Origin of the sequence: Novosphingobium lindaniclasticum LE124, from assembly GCF_000445125.1 — a bacterium.
GTDB lineage: Bacteria > Pseudomonadota > Alphaproteobacteria > Sphingomonadales > Sphingomonadaceae > Novosphingobium > Novosphingobium lindaniclasticum.
In genome coordinates this window covers 78120-93038 of record NZ_ATHL01000100.1, presented here as the reverse complement: position 1 = coordinate 93038, position 14919 = coordinate 78120, and the positions used below count along the sequence as shown (strand labels likewise).

Annotated in this window: 19 protein-coding genes and 1 tRNA gene; 15 read left to right on the top strand and 5 right to left on the bottom strand. The window is 65.1% G+C overall.

Translation table 11 applies throughout. The features are described from left to right. The first annotated feature begins 4 nt into the window (after positions 1–4). From L284_RS40090 to L284_RS40075, 4 genes are all read left to right on the top strand, one after another. Positions 5–442 carry a DNA polymerase III subunit chi gene (locus L284_RS40090; protein ID WP_021235018.1) on the top strand — a complete coding sequence of 146 codons (438 nt, stop codon included), beginning with the start codon at positions 5–7 and terminating at the stop codon, positions 440–442. Positions 443–578: 136 nt separating this feature from the next. Beyond that, on the top strand, positions 579–1001 hold the full coding sequence (gene ndk, locus L284_RS40085; RefSeq protein ID WP_021235017.1) for a nucleoside-diphosphate kinase: 423 nt from the start codon (positions 579–581) through the stop codon (positions 999–1001). A 105-nt stretch (positions 1002–1106) separates the two neighbouring features. Continuing rightward, positions 1107–1352 carry a hypothetical protein gene (locus L284_RS40080; protein WP_021235016.1) on the top strand — a complete coding sequence of 82 codons (246 nt, stop codon included), beginning with the start codon at positions 1107–1109 and terminating at the stop codon, positions 1350–1352. Between the two features lie 87 nt (positions 1353–1439). Beyond that, a complete protein-coding gene (locus L284_RS40075) occupies positions 1440–1694 on the top strand; it encodes a YdcH family protein (RefSeq protein WP_021235015.1) in 255 nt (84 codons plus the stop codon). Positions 1695–1754: 60 nt separating this feature from the next. On the opposite strand, the gene purN is transcribed toward L284_RS40075, so the two are convergent. Both purN and purM read right to left on the bottom strand, forming a co-directional pair. Continuing rightward, positions 1755–2720: a phosphoribosylglycinamide formyltransferase gene (purN, locus tag L284_RS40070; protein ID WP_031342686.1), complete on the bottom strand. Its 966-nt coding sequence runs from the start codon at positions 2718–2720 to the stop codon at positions 1755–1757. After that, positions 2713–3816 carry a phosphoribosylformylglycinamidine cyclo-ligase gene (gene purM / locus L284_RS40065; RefSeq protein ID WP_021235013.1) on the bottom strand — a complete coding sequence of 368 codons (1104 nt, stop codon included), beginning with the start codon at positions 3814–3816 and terminating at the stop codon, positions 2713–2715. The genes purN and purM overlap by 8 nt, the downstream gene beginning before the upstream one ends. A gap of 220 nt (positions 3817–4036) precedes the next feature. Between purM and L284_RS40060 the strand changes: the two genes are divergently transcribed. Genes L284_RS40060 through L284_RS40045 form a run of 4 tightly spaced genes read left to right on the top strand, consistent with a single transcriptional unit; the run spans position 4037 to position 7135 of the window. Beyond that, on the top strand, positions 4037–5326 hold the full coding sequence (locus L284_RS40060; RefSeq protein ID WP_031342685.1) for a hypothetical protein: 1290 nt from the start codon (positions 4037–4039) through the stop codon (positions 5324–5326). A 12-nt stretch (positions 5327–5338) separates the two neighbouring features. Further along, complete coding sequence (locus tag L284_RS40055; RefSeq protein WP_021235011.1) at positions 5339–6019, top strand: HdaA/DnaA family protein; 681 nt, start codon at positions 5339–5341, stop codon at positions 6017–6019. A gap of 44 nt (positions 6020–6063) precedes the next feature. Next, positions 6064–6765: a serine O-acetyltransferase EpsC gene (gene epsC, locus L284_RS40050; protein ID WP_021235010.1), complete on the top strand. Its 702-nt coding sequence runs from the start codon at positions 6064–6066 to the stop codon at positions 6763–6765. A 7-nt stretch (positions 6766–6772) separates the two neighbouring features. After that, the gene (locus tag L284_RS40045) at positions 6773–7135 is read left to right on the top strand and encodes a DUF2794 domain-containing protein (protein ID WP_031342683.1); all 363 of its coding nucleotides are present in this window, start codon (positions 6773–6775) and stop codon (positions 7133–7135) included. A gap of 25 nt (positions 7136–7160) precedes the next feature. Here the strand turns inward: L284_RS40045 and L284_RS40040 are convergent, their stop codons facing one another. After that, entirely contained in the window at positions 7161–8072 is a 912-nt protein-coding gene (locus L284_RS40040) for an SDR family NAD(P)-dependent oxidoreductase (protein WP_021235008.1), read from the bottom strand. A 257-nt stretch (positions 8073–8329) separates the two neighbouring features. Here L284_RS40040 and purS point away from each other — a divergent pair, with 257 nt between their 5' ends. Then, complete coding sequence (purS, locus tag L284_RS40035) at positions 8330–8563, top strand: phosphoribosylformylglycinamidine synthase subunit PurS (RefSeq protein ID WP_021235007.1); 234 nt, start codon at positions 8330–8332, stop codon at positions 8561–8563. After that, positions 8563–9240, top strand: a complete 678-nt coding sequence (gene purQ / locus L284_RS40030) for a phosphoribosylformylglycinamidine synthase subunit PurQ (protein ID WP_021235006.1) — start codon at positions 8563–8565, stop codon at positions 9238–9240. The genes purS and purQ overlap by 1 nt, the downstream gene beginning before the upstream one ends. A gap of 95 nt (positions 9241–9335) precedes the next feature. Here the strand turns inward: purQ and L284_RS40025 are convergent, their stop codons facing one another. Both L284_RS40025 and L284_RS40020 read right to left on the bottom strand, forming a co-directional pair. Further along, positions 9336–10280, bottom strand: coding sequence for a cation diffusion facilitator family transporter (locus L284_RS40025; protein ID WP_021235005.1), 945 nt, complete (start codon positions 10278–10280; stop codon positions 9336–9338). Positions 10281–10501: 221 nt separating this feature from the next. Continuing rightward, positions 10502–10945, bottom strand: coding sequence for a hypothetical protein (locus L284_RS40020; RefSeq protein WP_021235004.1), 444 nt, complete (start codon positions 10943–10945; stop codon positions 10502–10504). 106 nt (positions 10946–11051) lie between these two features. On the opposite strand from L284_RS40020, the gene efp reads away from it, so the two are divergent. From efp to L284_RS39995, 5 genes are all read left to right on the top strand, one after another. Next, positions 11052–11615 (top strand): elongation factor P, encoded by a 564-nt coding sequence (gene efp / locus L284_RS40015; protein WP_021235003.1) that lies wholly within the window; start codon positions 11052–11054, stop codon positions 11613–11615. Continuing rightward, on the top strand, positions 11615–12076 hold the full coding sequence (locus L284_RS40010; protein ID WP_021235002.1) for a hypothetical protein: 462 nt from the start codon (positions 11615–11617) through the stop codon (positions 12074–12076). Before efp ends, L284_RS40010 begins: the two co-directional genes overlap by 1 nt. A 43-nt stretch (positions 12077–12119) precedes the next feature. Further along, a complete protein-coding gene (locus L284_RS40005; protein WP_021235001.1) occupies positions 12120–12935 on the top strand; it encodes an inositol monophosphatase family protein in 816 nt (271 codons plus the stop codon). A 73-nt stretch (positions 12936–13008) separates the two neighbouring features. Beyond that, positions 13009–13092 (top strand) — tRNA-Leu (locus L284_RS40000). A 472-nt stretch (positions 13093–13564) separates the two neighbouring features. Beyond that, complete coding sequence (locus tag L284_RS39995; protein ID WP_021235000.1) at positions 13565–14899, top strand: amidohydrolase; 1335 nt, start codon at positions 13565–13567, stop codon at positions 14897–14899. Positions 14900–14919: the final 20 nt, after the last annotated feature.

The window sequence follows — 14919 nt, the reverse complement described above, 5'->3', positions numbered from 1 at the left end:
CGACATGCGCGTCGATTTCTATCAGCTCAGTCGCGACCCTGCCGAAAGCGCCCTGGCGCTGATCGCCGGAAAGGTTGCGGGGAATGGCGGGCGCCTGCTCGTCGTCTCCGCCGATCTCGGCCAGCGCCAGCGCATCTGCCAGGCCCTGTGGTCCGTGGGCCCGGAGAGCTTCCTGGCCAACGGCTTCGCAGGCGACGGCAACGAGGATCGCCAGCCGATCCTGCTGTCTGAAACGCCTGAACCCGCCAATGGCGCGAAGTTCCTGGCGATCGCCGACGGCCAGTGGCGGGAAGGCGAGACGCCGTTCGAGCGCACTTTCTTCCTGTTCGACGAAACCACGCTGCAGCACGCGCGAGACACCTGGCGCATGCTGCGCACCCGCGAAGGCGTGGAGCATCACTATTGGAAACAGGACGGCGGGCGCTGGGTCCAGGCTGCCTGATCCCGTCGGCCCGGATCGAGTCCGGGACGACGATGAAGCATCACGACCGCAAGTTAATCTCGCCCGCCTTGCGATCCGGCCCGTTCCCGGCTACTGGCGCGCGCAAGATTCCAACCCTTTTTTCAAGGAACCTACCATGGCGGTCACCCGCACCTTTTCGATCATCAAGCCCGACGCGACCCGCCGCAACCTGACCGGCGGCGTTACCAAGCTGCTTGAGGAAGCCGGCCTGCGCGTCGTCGCTTCGAAGCGCATCCAGCTCTCGCAGGAGCAGGCCGAGGGCTTCTACGCGGTCCACAAGGAGCGTCCTTTCTTCAACGACCTGGTTTCCTTCATGATCTCCGGCCCGGTAGTCGTGCAGGTTCTCGAAGGCGAAGATGCCGTGAAGCGCAACCGCGACGTAATGGGCGCCACGAACCCGGCCGACGCTGCCGAAGGTACCATCCGCAAGACCTTCGCCGAATCGATCGAAGCCAATTCGGTCCACGGTTCGGACTCGGACGAGAACGCGGCGATCGAGATCGCCTACTTCTTCAAGCCGGAAGAAATCGTCGGCTGAAGCTAAGGCGTCATTCGATCAGAAAAGGCCGTCCTCCGGGGCGGCCTTTTTGTTTTTGGCGAACACGCCTTTTGCGTTAGGCTTTGGAAAAACCGGAGAGCGACGATGCAGGGCCTGGGTACGTCTGACGAAGTCTGTCCGTTCGCCTTCAACTTTGACGAGAAGACCTTCAAAGTGGGAGACATGGTGAGTTACCGCGTGAACGGCGGTCTGGAAGGCCTGCCGTTCGTGGGAACGCTGGTCGAGGTGCACGACGATCATGTGGTGATCACCGCGGATCCGTCGGAACCTGAAAAGCGTTATCGCGGTACGCGAGAAAGCCGACCGCAAGTCGATTATTCCGAGATCTGAGGATTGATCCCGCGCAAGGCAGCGTCGGCAAGGGCAGACTATCCTGCGATCACGCCGTTGATGCGATTGGAGCGAAGAGGAGACCCGATGTCCCACAAAGCCCACGAACTCGCCGCCGAGTTTCCGGACGATCTCGAAGTCCTGAAGCACCTCAAGGCCACGCGCGGCCACTTCGCGGTGCTGGCCGACCGTTATGACGAGGTGAACGGCGCGATCTACCGGATCGAAACGGAACTGGATGCTGCGTCCGATACCAGGCTGGAGGATCTCAAGAAGGAACGGCTTTGCCTGCTCGACCAGCTCGGGCGGATGATCCGGGATGCAGGGGCAGTGGGGGCCTGATTGCGCATACCCGCCCCCTGCCTCAATCGGAACGACGATGGACGCGGCTAAAGCGCGTGCTCAGAACTGGTCGGCGGCATCCATGAGTGAAGTCAGCTTCTTCGGCGCGATCGCGCGCCAAGATCGAGTGAGCCATGCTCCGATCGCGTCCCAATCGTTCTCGCCAAGATCCAGACGGATCCCAATCCAGCCGTCTCCGAAGTAGGCGGGGCGGAAGTAACGACCTGCGTCCTGCTCGATCAGCATCGCCTGCTCGTCGGCTCCGCTGATCTTTACGAGCAGGGCGGTGCGGCCGTCGGCATGATGGTTCGAAGTGAAATAGGCGAACTTCTTCCCCTTGATCACGCCGAAGCAGGGCATGCCGTGGCTCTCGACCTCGTCGGCTTCCGGCAGTGCCATGGCGCGTTCGCGCACACGATCCAGCAGCCATTCCGGGCTCGATTCGCGCACGACCAGTTCCGCCAGGCACCGCGAGTAGAGTTGGTGCTCGGCCATCAGCACGCGCGCGGCGAGTGCCTCGGCCGTGTCTCCGGGAACGATGGCGACGGGGATCTGGCCGAGGATGGGGCCTTCATCCAGCTCGGGAATGACAAGGTGGACGCTGACGCCGCCATGGCTGTCGCCTGCGTCGATCGCGCGCTGGTGAGTGTGGAGGCCGGTATACTTCGGCAGGAGCGAAGGGTGGATGTTGACCATCCGGCCTTCCCAACCTCGCACGAAGCCTTCGGTCAGAATGCGCATATAGCCCGCGAGCGCGATCCACTGTGCACCGGATTCGCGGATCGCCGCGTCCATGGCCGCATCGTGCTCTTCGCGGGAAAAGCCCTTGTGGCTCAGCGCGAAAGTCGCCACGCCCTCGGCGGCGGCAAGGGCGAGGCCGCCCGCGTCCGGCCGGTTGCTGGCGACGAGGACGATCTCATAGGGACAATCCTCGAAGCGGCTGGCGTAGAGCAGGGCGGCCATGTTGGTGCCGCTGCCTGAGATCAGGACAGCGACTTTAGCCTTCCCTGAGGCCCTCTCATCCAAGGTGCACGGCTTCCCAGTCCTCGCGAGCGGACCAGACTTCGGCGCTGCCCTGCACGGTGCAGCCCTTTTGGCCTTCTTCGACGATGCCGATCACGAAGACGGTCTCTCCGGCCGCTTCCAGTTCGGACTTGAGCGCGGCCACGCCATCCGCCGGAACCGCAAGCACCATGCCGATGCCGCAATTGAAGGTGCGGGCCATCTCGCCGGGCTCGATGTTGCCCTGGGCCTGGAGGAAGGCCATCAGGCGCGGCTGCTCCCAGGCACCGGCGTCGATCCGGGCGTGGAGGCCCTTGGGCAGGACGCGGGGGATGTTCTCCAGCAGGCCGCCGCCGGTGATGTGGGCAAGGGCATTGATTCGGCCGGAGCGGATGAACGGCAGCAGGCTCTTCACGTAGATGCGCGTCGGCGCGATCAGCGCGTCGATCAGCAGCGTGTCCGAATCGAACAGGGCAGGGCGGTCCAGCTTCCAACCCTTGTCCTCGGCGAGGCGGCGAACCAGCGAATAGCCGTTCGAGTGGACGCCCGAGGAGGCGAGACCCAGCAGCACGTCGCCATCGGCAACCTTGTCGCCGGTCAGCTGCTCGCCGCGTTCCACGGCGCCGACGCAGAAGCCCGCGAGGTCGTAGTCGCCGACGGCATACATGCCCGGCATCTCGGCGGTCTCGCCGCCGATCAGGGCGCAGCCGGAAATGCGGCAGCCTTCGGCGATACCTGCGACGACACGCTCGGCGACGCCGTTCTCCAGCTTTCCGGTGGCGAAGTAGTCGAGGAAGAAGAGCGGCTCCGCGCCCTGGACGATAAGGTCGTTCACGCACATGGCGACGAGGTCGATGCCGATATGATCGTGGCGGTCATGGTCGATCGCCAACTTGACCTTGGTGCCGACGCCGTCGTTGGCGGCCACCAGCAGCGGGTCCTTGTAACCTGCCGCGCGCGGGTCGAAGAAACCGCCGAAGCCCCCCAGTTCCGCATCGGCGCCGGGGCGCGCGGTGGATTTCGCGAGCGGGGCGATGGCCTTCACCAGCGCGTTGCCGGCAGCGATGGAGACGCCGGCCTGCTCGTAGGAATAGCTCTTCGGGGTGTTATCGTCGGACATTGCGCGCGCATAGTGCGCAAACGCGGCGCTGTCACGCCCGAGCTTGGGTTTCGGCAGGGATATTTCCGGCAATCGGGGCGGAAAAATTTATCGCGGATCGGTCTCGCGCGGGCTGTTCCGCCGATTTCGGCTGTGCATGCTTCCCCTGTCGCTGCGGGAGGCGGCGTATTACGGCTTGGTTTTCCGAAAGGGTTTGGGCAAAAGGCCCCACGGTTTGATGATGGCGATGACATTTTCCCCCAAATTCCGGCGCGTGTCCGGGGCAGCCTCCGGCGAAAGCACGGTGCGCCGCATGGCGCTCGTAGCCGGCGGCGCGGCGATTCTCGCGCTCGGCGCCGTGGGCGGCTATCGCCTTGTGGCCCAAGTGGAGGGCGATCGCGGCATAGCTCCGCTCGCCAATTCCGAAGATATCCAGGTCAACGGCATCAAGGTCGACGTGACTGCCAAGACCGGCGCCGAAGCGCGCCTCGAAGGTTGGAAGCTGGCCCAGAAGGAAGCCTGGAAGAAGCTGGGCGGCCCCGATATGCCGGTGGAGGCGATCGACGCGATGGTCTCCTCCGTGGTGATCGGCCAGGAACAGGTCGGCCCGCGCCGCTACATCGCCACGCTGGGCGTCATCTTCAACAAGGCGCGCGCCGGGCAATATGTCGGCGCCGGCGGCGCAACGATCCGCTCGGCACCGATGCTGGTCCTGCCCGTGCTCTATTCGGGCGGCGTGCAGCAGGTCTTCGAAGTGCGCGGACCCTGGCAGCGCGCCTGGGCGGAGTTCCAGGCTTCGCAAAGTCCGATCGACTATGTGCGTCCCGTGGGCGCAGGCGGCGAATCGCTGATCCTGACGGCAGGCCAGGCCTCGCGCCGCAGCCGCCTGTGGTGGCGCAACGTGCTCAACCAGTTCGACGCCGCCTCCGTGCTGATTCCTTATGCCCGCCTGGAGCGGCAGTGGCCCGGCGGCCCGATCCACGGCACCTTCACAGCCCGCTACGGTCCGGACAACACGTTCCTCGGCACCTTCGAGATGGACGCGGGCAGCGAGCAGGAGCTCGCGGGCATGCTCGACAAGGCGGTGCAGCGCATGGACGGGCTCTATCGCGATGCGCTTGCCGCCGGCGAGTTGCGGCCCGACCCGACGCTGACCACCAGCGGCCAGGTGCTCGACCGCGCCTTCGCCGAACTGCGCACCAAGCTCATGCCCAAGGGCGGTGCGCCGATCGAAGCGCTGCCGCAGGAAATCGTCTTGCCCAGTTCGACGCCGTCGCCGGTGTCCACGGCCCCGGCCGAGACGGTCTCGGTCCAGTTCGCCTCGCCCGATGCGGCGGCCGTCGATGCGGCGCTCGCCGCCGTGCGCGGCGTACCGGGCGTGCGCGGCGCCGCCACCATGAGCCTTGCGGTCGGCGGGACATCGGTGATGCGCGTGACCGTCGAAGGCGGCAGCGAACGGCTTGCCTCGGCTCTGCGCGGACAGGGCTGGAAAGTGACGAGCGGCGGCGGTGCCCTGAGGATCACCCGCTAGGTCTTCCCGGTGATGAAGCAGATCCCACTCCCGCTGTCGGCCGCGAGCGACAGCCCGCCGCGCATTGTCGTGGGCAATGCCAATGCCCATGCGGTGGACGGGCTGCTGGAATCGCGTTCCTGGCCGTTCCACAGCGCGATCCTTTCCGGGCCGCCGCGCTCGGGCAAGTCGCTGCTGGCGCGCTGGTTCGTCGAATCGGGGCATGGCGACGCACTCGACGATGCCGATCGGATGGACGAGGATGCCGTATTCCATAGCTGGAACCGGGCGCAGGAAAGCCGCCGTCCGTTGCTGATCGTGTCGAGCTGCCGCCGCGCGGGGAACACGGAGGATGCCGAGGGGCTCTGGCAGGTCTCTCTCCCTGATCTGGGGTCGCGCCTGGGTGCCGCGCTCGAACTGGAAATCGGCGACCCTGACGAAGAGATGCTCGGCGAGCTTATCGACATTCACGCGCAGATGCGCGGCCTCTCGCTCGACCCTTCTGCAAGGGAATACCTTGTGCCGCGCTGCGAGCGTAGCCATCTGGGCGTCGAGAAGCTGCTCGCGGCGATCGATCGCCTCAGCCTGGAGCGCAAGCAGCCGCCGACCTTGGCGATCTGGCGCGAGGCGCTGGTGGAACTTTACGGTTCAGAGGGGCATTCCGCCGATGCAGCAGGCGATCAGGACGGCGATGGCGATCTTGGGGCCTCTTGACCTCATGGCTTGCCACGCAGGCCAATTGATGGGAGATTCGCGGGATGTTGGGTAATCTGGTTCGTTATCTGGATTCCGTCGTCGCGCGCGATCCGGCGCCGCGCTCGCGTTGGGAAGTTCTGCTCTATCCCGGCGTCTGGGCGCTGTTCTTCCACAAGATCGCGCATCGGCTGTTCCGGGCCGACCTGTTCTTCCTGGCCCGCGTGGTGAACCACGTCTCCCGTTTCCTGACCGCGATCGACATCCATCCCGGCGCGACGATCGGCCGCAACTTCTTCATCGACCACGGCTTCACCGTCATCGGAGAGACCGCGCATATCGGCGATAACGTCACGATCTACCAGTGCGTCACGCTCGGCGGGTCGAACCCGACCAACGGCAAGGGCGGCAAGCGCCATCCGACGCTGCTGGACAATGTGATCGTCGGTTCCGGCGCGCAGATCATCGGCCCGGTCACCGTGGGTAAACGCGCCCGCGTCGGCGCCAGTGCAGTGGTGACAGAGGACGTGCCAGAAGGCGCGACGATGATCGGCGTCAAGGCCCGCTCCACGCTGGTCAAGGCAGAGACCTACGCCAAGGAATTCATGCCTTACGGCACGCCCTGCAAGGAACCCTGCGAACCGGTCGGCAGCCAGCGTGTGGACGAACTGGAAGAACAGGTGGCGGCCCTGCGCGCCCAGGTCGATTCGCTGATGCGCAAACTTGAGGAAGAAAAGCGGGCCGAGCCGGTCGTAAAGGGCGTCTGACCGGCGGATGTCCGCAGGCAACACGCCTCTTTCCGGCACCGTCGTCGCCTTTCCGGGGCGAATGCCGCTTCAGGTCGGCTTCGATCGTCTGGAACTCCAGCGCATTCTCGACCTCTATGGCCGAATGGTCGCCGCCGGGATCTGGCGCGACTATGCGATGGACTTCGGCAAGGAGGCGGCCAACTTCTCCGCCTTTCGCCGTGCCGCCGAGCGTCCCCAGGCCCGCGTGGAAAAGCGCCCCTCGCTGCGCGCCAAACAGGGCATGTGGACCCTGTTCGGAGAATCCGGGCAAGTCCTCAAGCGCGGTCACGAACTGGCCGGTGTGCTGAGCCCGCTGGAGCGCAAATTGCTGAAAGTGGTTGAGGACTGATCGGCGGCGGCGCTGCTTCCGGTGTTCAGTCTGGCCCCTTCAAGACCTTGGACAGGGCATGGTGTGCCTGTTCCATGCCGGTTTCCAGCACGAAGTCTCCCGCCCGGTCGCGGATATGGGGCCAGGCTGCGGCGAAGCCCTCGACGGTCAGAGTCTCGCCAGTGAGCAGCACGCCGTCGTTCATCGTGATGAAGGCGCTTTGGCACACGCCGCCCCCGGCACCGACGACGGCGTCATTCGGGGCGTCTTTCGAGACGAGGAACAGGGCGGCGGGAACCACGGCCTCGGGACGGAAGGCATTGTAGGCTTCGTCCGGGAAGATATCGGCGGTCATGCGGGTGCCCGCCGTGGGCGCGAGCGAATTAACCCGGATCCCGTACTTGGCGCCTTCCATGCGCAAGGTGCGGGCAAGGCCGAGCACGCCGAGTTTCGCCGCGCCGTAGTTGGCCTGGCCGAAGTTGCCGCCGAGACCGCTGGAACTGGTGGTCATCAGCACGCGCCCGTAGGTCTGCTCGCGCATGGTCTCCCACACGGCCTTCGTCGCATAGGCGCTGCCCAGCAGGTTGACGCGCACGACGCGTTCGAAATCGGCCATGTCCATTTTTGCGAAAGTGCGGTCGCGCAGGATCCCGGCATTGTTGATAAGGACATGGATGCCGCCCCAGGCTTCACGGGTGCGCGCGGCCATCGCTTCCATCTGCGCGAAGTCGGAAACGTCGCCGCCGTCCGCCATGGCCTCGCCGCCGGCGGCGCGAATTTCCTCCACGACCGCGAGCGCGGCCTCGGAGTGACCGGATCCATCGCGAGCGGCGCCGATATCGTTGACCACGACTTTCGCGCCGCGAAGACCGAGTTCCAGCGCATAAGCGCGGCCGAGGCCCTGGCCGGCACCCGTGACCACGGCGACTTGTCCGGCGAACGAGATTTCAGTGTGCATGGGGAGGGAAATGGCAGGTTGCCTCGCGCGCTTCAATCGGGAGTTGCTCGGCCGGTTTGCGCCTCCATTGAGGGACGAGCACTCTCAAACCTTGCCCCCGCGCTTGTCCGAGGCCATAGGCGCTGAAACGAATCTGCCCCGTCAGAGCATTTTCACGTCAGGTGGATCACCTGACGACTTGGAAAATGCGGCTAACAAACGAAAACAGCGCATGACCCGCTCAGCGAGCGGATCGTGCTCGAGCGAAAGGCCCTGTGATGAAAGTCCGCGTCCACGTCAGCCTCAAGCCTGGTGTCCTCGACCCGCAGGGCCGGGCGATCCACCACTCGCTCGAAGGCCTGGGCTTCTCCGGCGTCAACGATGTGCGCGCCGGCCGTCTCTTCGAGCTGGACGTGGCGGACTCGGTCAGCGACGAAGCGCTCGACGACATGTGCCGCAAGCTGCTCGCCAACATGGTGATCGAGAACTACCGCATCGAGAAGGTCGCCTGATGGCTTTCCGCTCCGCTGTCGTCACGTTCCCGGGCTCCAACTGCGACCGCGATCTGGCGGTGGCGCTGGAGAAGATCTCGGGCACCGAAACCATCCGCGTCTGGCACGGCGATGCCGAACTGCCGGACAATCTCGATTTCATCGGCTTGCCTGGCGGCTTCTCCTATGGCGACTATCTGCGCTGCGGTGCGATTGCCTCGCGCTCGCCGGTCATGCAGGCGGTCGTCGCCGCTGCGGCGCGCGGCGTCCCGGTGTTCGGCGTCTGCAACGGCTTCCAGGTGCTGACCGAAAGCGGGCTGCTGCCGGGCGCGCTGCTGCGCAATTCAGGCATCCGCTTCGTCTGCCGTGAGGTCTCGCTGAAGGTGGAGAACGCACAGTCGCTGTTCACCTCGGGCTACGAGGCCGGCCAGCACATCCGCATTCCCGTGGCGCACCATGACGGCAACTATCACGCCGACGAGGACACGCTGAACCGTCTCGAAGGCGAGGGCCGGGTAGCCTTCCGCTATGCCGAGGACGTCAACGGTTCTGCCCGGCAGATCGCCGGCGTGCTGAATGCGGCGGGCAACGTGCTGGGCATGATGCCGCACCCGGAGCGCGCCATCGAGAACACCCATGGCGGTACCGACGGCCGTGCGCTTTTCGAAAGCGCCATTCGCGGGCTGGTCGGCGCCTGAGAATTCCGGGACGGCGGGGCCTTGGTGCTCCGCCGTTCTCGCTAAGAAGCGTCAGGCTTTCGCTCCGACGCCGCTGCTCCGCCTCCTGCTTCCGCTTACCAGACCACGGCGTCCCCACGCTTTTCCGGCCGGATGTAGATCGAGGTGATCCAGGGCGACAGCGCCTTCATCCGGCGCTCGAGATCTTCGATCAGCGTCTCGGCATCGCCCATGCGCAAGTCGTCCGCAAAGTCGGCGCTCACGGCTACGAAGATGGCCTGAGGGCTCGTGTGGATGGTCCGAATGTGATTGACCGCCTCGATCTGCGCATGGCCTTCCAGCACGCCGCGAAGCCTGGCGATGAGAACGGGATCGGCGGCTTCCCCGATCAGCAGTTCCTTGGCCTCGCGAGCGAGCAGCCCGGCCACGCCGGCCAGCACACCGCCGATCAGCACCGAAGCGACGCCGTCCAGCCGGGGGTCGGCGAAGGTGGTCGAAGCCCACACGCCCAGAGCCGCGATCATGAGCCCGATCAGCGCGGCGCTGTCTTCGAACAGGACGATGAAGCCCGGCGGATCCTTGCTGCGGTGGATGGCCTGCCACCAGGTCTGTTCGCCGCGCCCGCGATCGAATTCGCGCACCGCAATGAACCAGGATGCCCCTTCCATCACGAAAGCGATGCCGAGCACGATGTAGTTCAGCGCCGGATCCTCGATCGCGTGCGGTTGCGCGATATGGACGAAGCCCTCGTAGATCGAGACTCCAGCCCCGACGGCGAAGATGAGGATGGCGACCACGAAAGCCCAGAAGTAGAGTTCCCGCCCATAACCGAAAGGGTGGGTGGGATCGGGTTTACGGTCCGCGCGCTTCTGGCCATAGAGCAGGAGCACCTGGTTTCCGCTGTCGACGAGCGAATGGATGCCCTCGGTCAGCATCGAGGACGAACCGCTGATCCCCGCTGCCACGAATTTTGCGACCGCGATGCCGAGATTGGCCGCCAGCGCGCCGTAAAGCACGATGTTGGCCTTGAAATGCGCGGCAAGGCTGCCTGTCTCGCTCATGGTGGCGGTTCCTCGGGGATTGCGAGGAGTTTCAACCGCTCATGGCCGGGCTTGGTTGCTTGCGAGGCCGGATTTTCGGCCGAGCGATCGGTTGCGCGCGCCCGTGCCGGAGGTTGCCGTGCCGGAGGTTGCGAGAGCCCCAGGTTTTCCGCTTTTGCCAGACGTGGCGGAGCAGCCGCTGGAACAGGCGCATTCGCGAAGGCGGCAGACCGCCGAGGAAATCAGTTGTCGGGCTCGTTCACGCCCTCGGCAGCGTCGAGCGGGCCAGGCCCGCCGCGAGTCAGCACGCAGCGAATGTCGCTGTCCGCGCCGTCGGTGCCGACATGCCGCAGGAAGCCCTTGGACGTGCGGTGCATCTTCATGCCCTTGAGCGCGCCGCCGGTCATGGCGATGCGGTCGCCGGTCATCAGATAGCTGCCCCGCGCGCCATCGGGAGTCTTGTAGTTGGAGCCGGTGACGACGCGGAAGTCGTACTGCGGCAGGCGAATGCCGACCGGGCCGCCGGCCGTGCCGTCCCGTTCGCAGTGGTATTGGCCCAAGTCCATGGTGCCGATCGGCCCGCCGGGGACCGGCGGAGGGGTGGGTCGCGCGTTGAGCGGAACCGCGCCCAAGCCAAGGGCGACAACAAGAGCGACGGAAGGGGCGTTACGGAAGGCGCGCATCATAACGAACCGCTAGCATCCGCGCGAAGCAATTGCCACAGGCAGTCTCCTCGGCTAAGGGCGCATGCTTTCGGTAATACCGGCTCTTTCCCATCTTAAGGTTCATCCCATGAAGATCAGCGGCGTCGACATTCGTCCCGGCAACATTCTCGAATACGAAAAGGGCATCTGGAAAGTTGCCAAGACGCAGCACACCCAGCCGGGCAAGGGCGGCGCCTTCATGCAGGTCGAGATGAAGAACCTCATCGACGGCCGCAAGACCAACGTCCGCTTCCGCAGCGCCGACACCGTCGAGAAGGTCCGTCTCGACACCAAGGACTTCCAGTTCCTCTATGTCGAGGGCGACCAGTTGGTGTTCATGGACATCGAAACCTACGAGCAGATCCAGCTCCCCGCCGACCTTCTGGGCGATGCGGCGGCCTTCCTTCAGGACGGCATGCAGGTTCTTCTCGAACTCTGGGAAGAGCGTCCAATCTCGGTGCAGTTGCCCGAGCAGGTCGAAGCGACCATCGTCGAAGCCGATGCCGTGGTGAAGGGGCAGACCGCTTCGTCCAGCTACAAGCCCGCCGTGCTCGACAACGGCGTGCGCGTGATGGTCCCGCCGCACATCGAAAGCGGTACGCGCATCGTCGTGGACGTCTACGAAAAGACCTACGTGAAGAAGGCCGACTGATGCGCGCGCTGGCGTCGTTCATCGCTGGGGCTGCCCTGGTGGCAGGGCTGGCCGTTCCGGTTCAGGCCGCGCCGAAGAAGGCGCCTGCGCAATCCGGGGGCAAAGCCGCTCCTGCAAAGGCCGGGGCAGCGGCGCCGGCTGCCGGTGGGCACGCGCCTTCTCCGGAGGTGGAGCGTGCGATGCTCTATCTGAAGGTGCTGATCAGCGGCTTGCAGTCCGAGAAGGTGGAAGGCCCGATCAAGGGCGCGCTGGTCGGCTGCATCTACAACAATTCGCTCGAGAAGATCAGCGAATCGATGGACAAGGTGATCGCCGAGAATCCCGGCAAGATCCATCGCGACAATCCCACCGAACTGCTGAGCGCCATGGTGGCGATCTGCGGCTACAAGCCCACGGCAGCCGCTGCCGGCGCTACCGGCGCTTCCGCCACTCCGCAACACCCCGCGCCGCAGGGCCGATAATCAGACCGGCTGCGGCCGGTACTCGAAGGACAAGGTAAGTTTTATGGCCATCTCCGGTCTCATTCGCGTCATGGAAAAGGCGGCCCGCAAGGCGGGCAGCCGCCTGCGTCGCGACTTCGGCGAAATCGAGCACCTCCAGGTCTCGCGCAAGGGACCGGCGGATTTCGTCTCCAAGGCCGACCAGGCCTCGGAACGGACCATCTGGGACGAGCTGCGCGCCGCCCGGCCCGAATGGGGCTACCTCTTCGAGGAAGCGGGCGAGATCGAGGGCGATCCCGACAAGCCGCGCTTCATCGTCGATCCGCTCGACGGCACCACCAACTTCCTGCACGGCATCCCGCACTTCGCGATCTCGATCGCGGTGCAGGAGCCGCGTCTTGATGGAAAGGGCTGGGGCGAAGTCACTGCCGGCCTGATCTACAACCCGATCACCGACGAAAGCTACTGGGCCGAAAAGAGCCGCGGCGCCTGGCTTCAGGACAAGCGCCTGCGCGTTTCCTCGCGTCGTCACCTGGACGAGAGCGTGATCGCTACCGGCATTCCTTTCGCGGGCCATGGCGACGCGGGCGAGTGGACCAGGATCTACCATGCCCTGGCACCGCAAGTCGCGGGGATCCGCCGCTTCGGTTCGGCGGCGCTCGACCTCGCATGGGTCGCTGCCGGCCGCTACGAAGGGTACTGGGAAGCCGACCTCAAGCCCTGGGACACGGCGGCGGGCTGCCTGCTCGTGCGCGAGGCGGGCGGTTTCGTGTCCGACTGGAAGGGCCGTTCGCTGCCGTTTCATGACGAGCAGATCCTTGCAGGCAACGACGCGCTGCACTCCCGTCTCCACAAGTTGTTGGCAAACGCGCTCAAGTGACTTGAGCCGAAGCCAAGGCGCGGCTAAAGCCAGCCGCGCCGATGCCGATCCTTGAGGTTGGCAGCACGTAAGTGCCCCTGTGGCGGAATGGTAGACGCGAACGACTCAAAATCGTTTGTCGCAAGGCGTGCCCGTTCGAGTCGGGCCAGGGGCACCACACGAAAAGCCGCGAACCCGCGCCGGGTCTCGCGGCTTTTTCGCGTCAGGAGTAGGCGATCATGCTCCGGCACGTCGTTCGGCGGGGTTCAATAGTGAACACAATCGGCCAAGCTGCTGAACGATATGAGCTATCTGCCTAAAAAAAGGCAATTTAAGGGGTAGAAGACCCGGATCGCCGCAAGACTTTCCTACATTGTCAGTAACCTTGAAAACCCGCCGTTCACGAGCGGCGGCATGTCTTTCGTTTCTCAAGGGTGCGATCGACGCGAGGTCTGCTGGAAGCTCGTTCCGAGCCGAGGAAACGAGATTCCGGGACACTGGCGGCAACGATCGCCGGCGCGCTTCCAGCAGTACCCCGCTGGTCAGCTTGCGAAGCGAACGGCCCCCGGCTCTCTGGCTCCCGGCGTCCCGCCGAAGCTGGTTGCGCATGCCGCTTGCCTGAAAGGCTGCGCTTTCCTAGTCATGTCGGAATGACATCTTCCCGCATCGCCGCTATGCTGGGCCTTGCCGCCCTGGGCTTCACCCCATCGGGAACGGCCCTTGCGGCGGGGCCCGTTCCCGAGACCATCTCGCGCGATATGGCGGGACTGATGGCGATCTATCGCGATCTGCATGCCCATCCCGAACTCAGCTACCAGGAAGTCCGCAGTGCCGGGATCATGGCCAAGGCGGCACGGGAGGCGGGCTTCACGGTAACCGAAAAGGTCGGGAAGACCGGCATCGTCGCCGTGATGAAGAACGGCGAAGGCCCGACGGTTCTGATTCGCGCGGATATGGATGGCCTGCCCGTGACCGAACAGACCGGCCTCGCCTTCGCGTCGAAGCAGCGCGGCGTCTCCACGGCGGGGGTCGAAAGCGGCATCATGCATGCCTGCGGTCACGACACGCACATGACCGCCTGGATCGAAACGGCCCGGCTCATGGCCAAGCGCAAGGCGGAGTGGTCCGGCACGCTGGTCATGATCGGCCAGCCGGCGGAGGAAGTCGGCACCGGCGCGGTCGGCATGCTGGAGGACGGGCTCTACAAGCGTTTTCCCAAGCCGGACTATGTCCTGGCGTTCCACGATTCCGCCGACCTTCCGGCGGGTCAGGTCGGCGCGGCCGTCGGTTGGGCGCTTGCCAATGTGGACAGTGTCGATGTCGTGGTGAAAGGCGTCGGCGGCCATGGGGCCTATCCCCAGGCGACCAAGGACCCGATCGTGCTGGCGAGTGCGATCGTGATGAAGCTGCAAACTCTCGTCAGCCGCGAAACCAGCCCTCTGGACCCCGCCGTCGTGACCGTCGGCTCGTTTCACGCAGGGGCCAAGCACAACATCATTTCCGATCAGGCGAAGCTGGAACTCACAGTCCGCAGCTACTCCGACGAGACCCGTGCCCATCTGCTGGATGGTATCCGCCGTATCGCAAGAGGCGAGGCGATCGCCTCCGGGCTGCCGGACGCTCTCCTGCCGGAAGTTTCCGTGAAGGAGCCTTACACACGCGCAACGTGGAATTCGCCCGAGTTCACGCAAGAGGCCGTCGCCGATCTCAAGACCAAAATGGGTGAGAGCGATGTCGTGATTACGCCCTCGGTCATGGGCGGCGAGGATTTCGGTGAATTCCGGCGCGCGGACGAGGATCATATCAAATCGGTGATATTCTGGGTCGGAGGCGCCGATCCGCAGAAACTGGCGGCGGCAAAAGCAGGCGGTTCGCCGATGCCCTCGCTCCACAGCCCGTTCTGGGCACCGCAGGCCGACAAAGTCATCGCCTCGGGAAGCGAGGCACTGACATTGACGGCCTTGCGGCTCATGCCGGCCAAGTGATTCGCACCTGAAGCGATCAG

What these genes read in the sequence shown, in the direction of transcription:
- L284_RS40090 (WP_021235018.1), top strand. Translation starts at nt 5, where the DNA reads ATGCGCGTCGATTTCTATCAGCTCAGTCGCGACCCTGCCGAAAGCGCC.
- ndk (WP_021235017.1), top strand. Translation starts at nt 579, where the DNA reads ATGGCGGTCACCCGCACCTTTTCGATCATCAAGCCCGACGCGACCCGC.
- L284_RS40080 (WP_021235016.1), top strand. Translation starts at nt 1,107, where the DNA reads ATGCAGGGCCTGGGTACGTCTGACGAAGTCTGTCCGTTCGCCTTCAAC.
- L284_RS40075 (WP_021235015.1), top strand. Translation starts at nt 1,440, where the DNA reads ATGTCCCACAAAGCCCACGAACTCGCCGCCGAGTTTCCGGACGATCTC.
- purM (WP_021235013.1), bottom strand. Translation starts at nt 3,816, where the DNA reads ATGTCCGACGATAACACCCCGAAGAGCTATTCCTACGAGCAGGCCGGC.
- L284_RS40060 (WP_031342685.1), top strand. Translation starts at nt 4,037, where the DNA reads ATGGCGATGACATTTTCCCCCAAATTCCGGCGCGTGTCCGGGGCAGCC.
- L284_RS40055 (WP_021235011.1), top strand. Translation starts at nt 5,339, where the DNA reads ATGAAGCAGATCCCACTCCCGCTGTCGGCCGCGAGCGACAGCCCGCCG.
- epsC (WP_021235010.1), top strand. Translation starts at nt 6,064, where the DNA reads ATGTTGGGTAATCTGGTTCGTTATCTGGATTCCGTCGTCGCGCGCGAT.
- L284_RS40045 (WP_031342683.1), top strand. Translation starts at nt 6,773, where the DNA reads ATGTCCGCAGGCAACACGCCTCTTTCCGGCACCGTCGTCGCCTTTCCG.
- L284_RS40040 (WP_021235008.1), bottom strand. Translation starts at nt 8,072, where the DNA reads ATGCACACTGAAATCTCGTTCGCCGGACAAGTCGCCGTGGTCACGGGT.
- purS (WP_021235007.1), top strand. Translation starts at nt 8,330, where the DNA reads ATGAAAGTCCGCGTCCACGTCAGCCTCAAGCCTGGTGTCCTCGACCCG.
- purQ (WP_021235006.1), top strand. Translation starts at nt 8,563, where the DNA reads ATGGCTTTCCGCTCCGCTGTCGTCACGTTCCCGGGCTCCAACTGCGAC.
- L284_RS40025 (WP_021235005.1), bottom strand. Translation starts at nt 10,280, where the DNA reads ATGAGCGAGACAGGCAGCCTTGCCGCGCATTTCAAGGCCAACATCGTG.
- L284_RS40020 (WP_021235004.1), bottom strand. Translation starts at nt 10,945, where the DNA reads ATGATGCGCGCCTTCCGTAACGCCCCTTCCGTCGCTCTTGTTGTCGCC.
- efp (WP_021235003.1), top strand. Translation starts at nt 11,052, where the DNA reads ATGAAGATCAGCGGCGTCGACATTCGTCCCGGCAACATTCTCGAATAC.
- L284_RS40010 (WP_021235002.1), top strand. Translation starts at nt 11,615, where the DNA reads ATGCGCGCGCTGGCGTCGTTCATCGCTGGGGCTGCCCTGGTGGCAGGG.
- L284_RS40005 (WP_021235001.1), top strand. Translation starts at nt 12,120, where the DNA reads ATGGCCATCTCCGGTCTCATTCGCGTCATGGAAAAGGCGGCCCGCAAG.
- L284_RS39995 (WP_021235000.1), top strand. Translation starts at nt 13,565, where the DNA reads ATGACATCTTCCCGCATCGCCGCTATGCTGGGCCTTGCCGCCCTGGGC.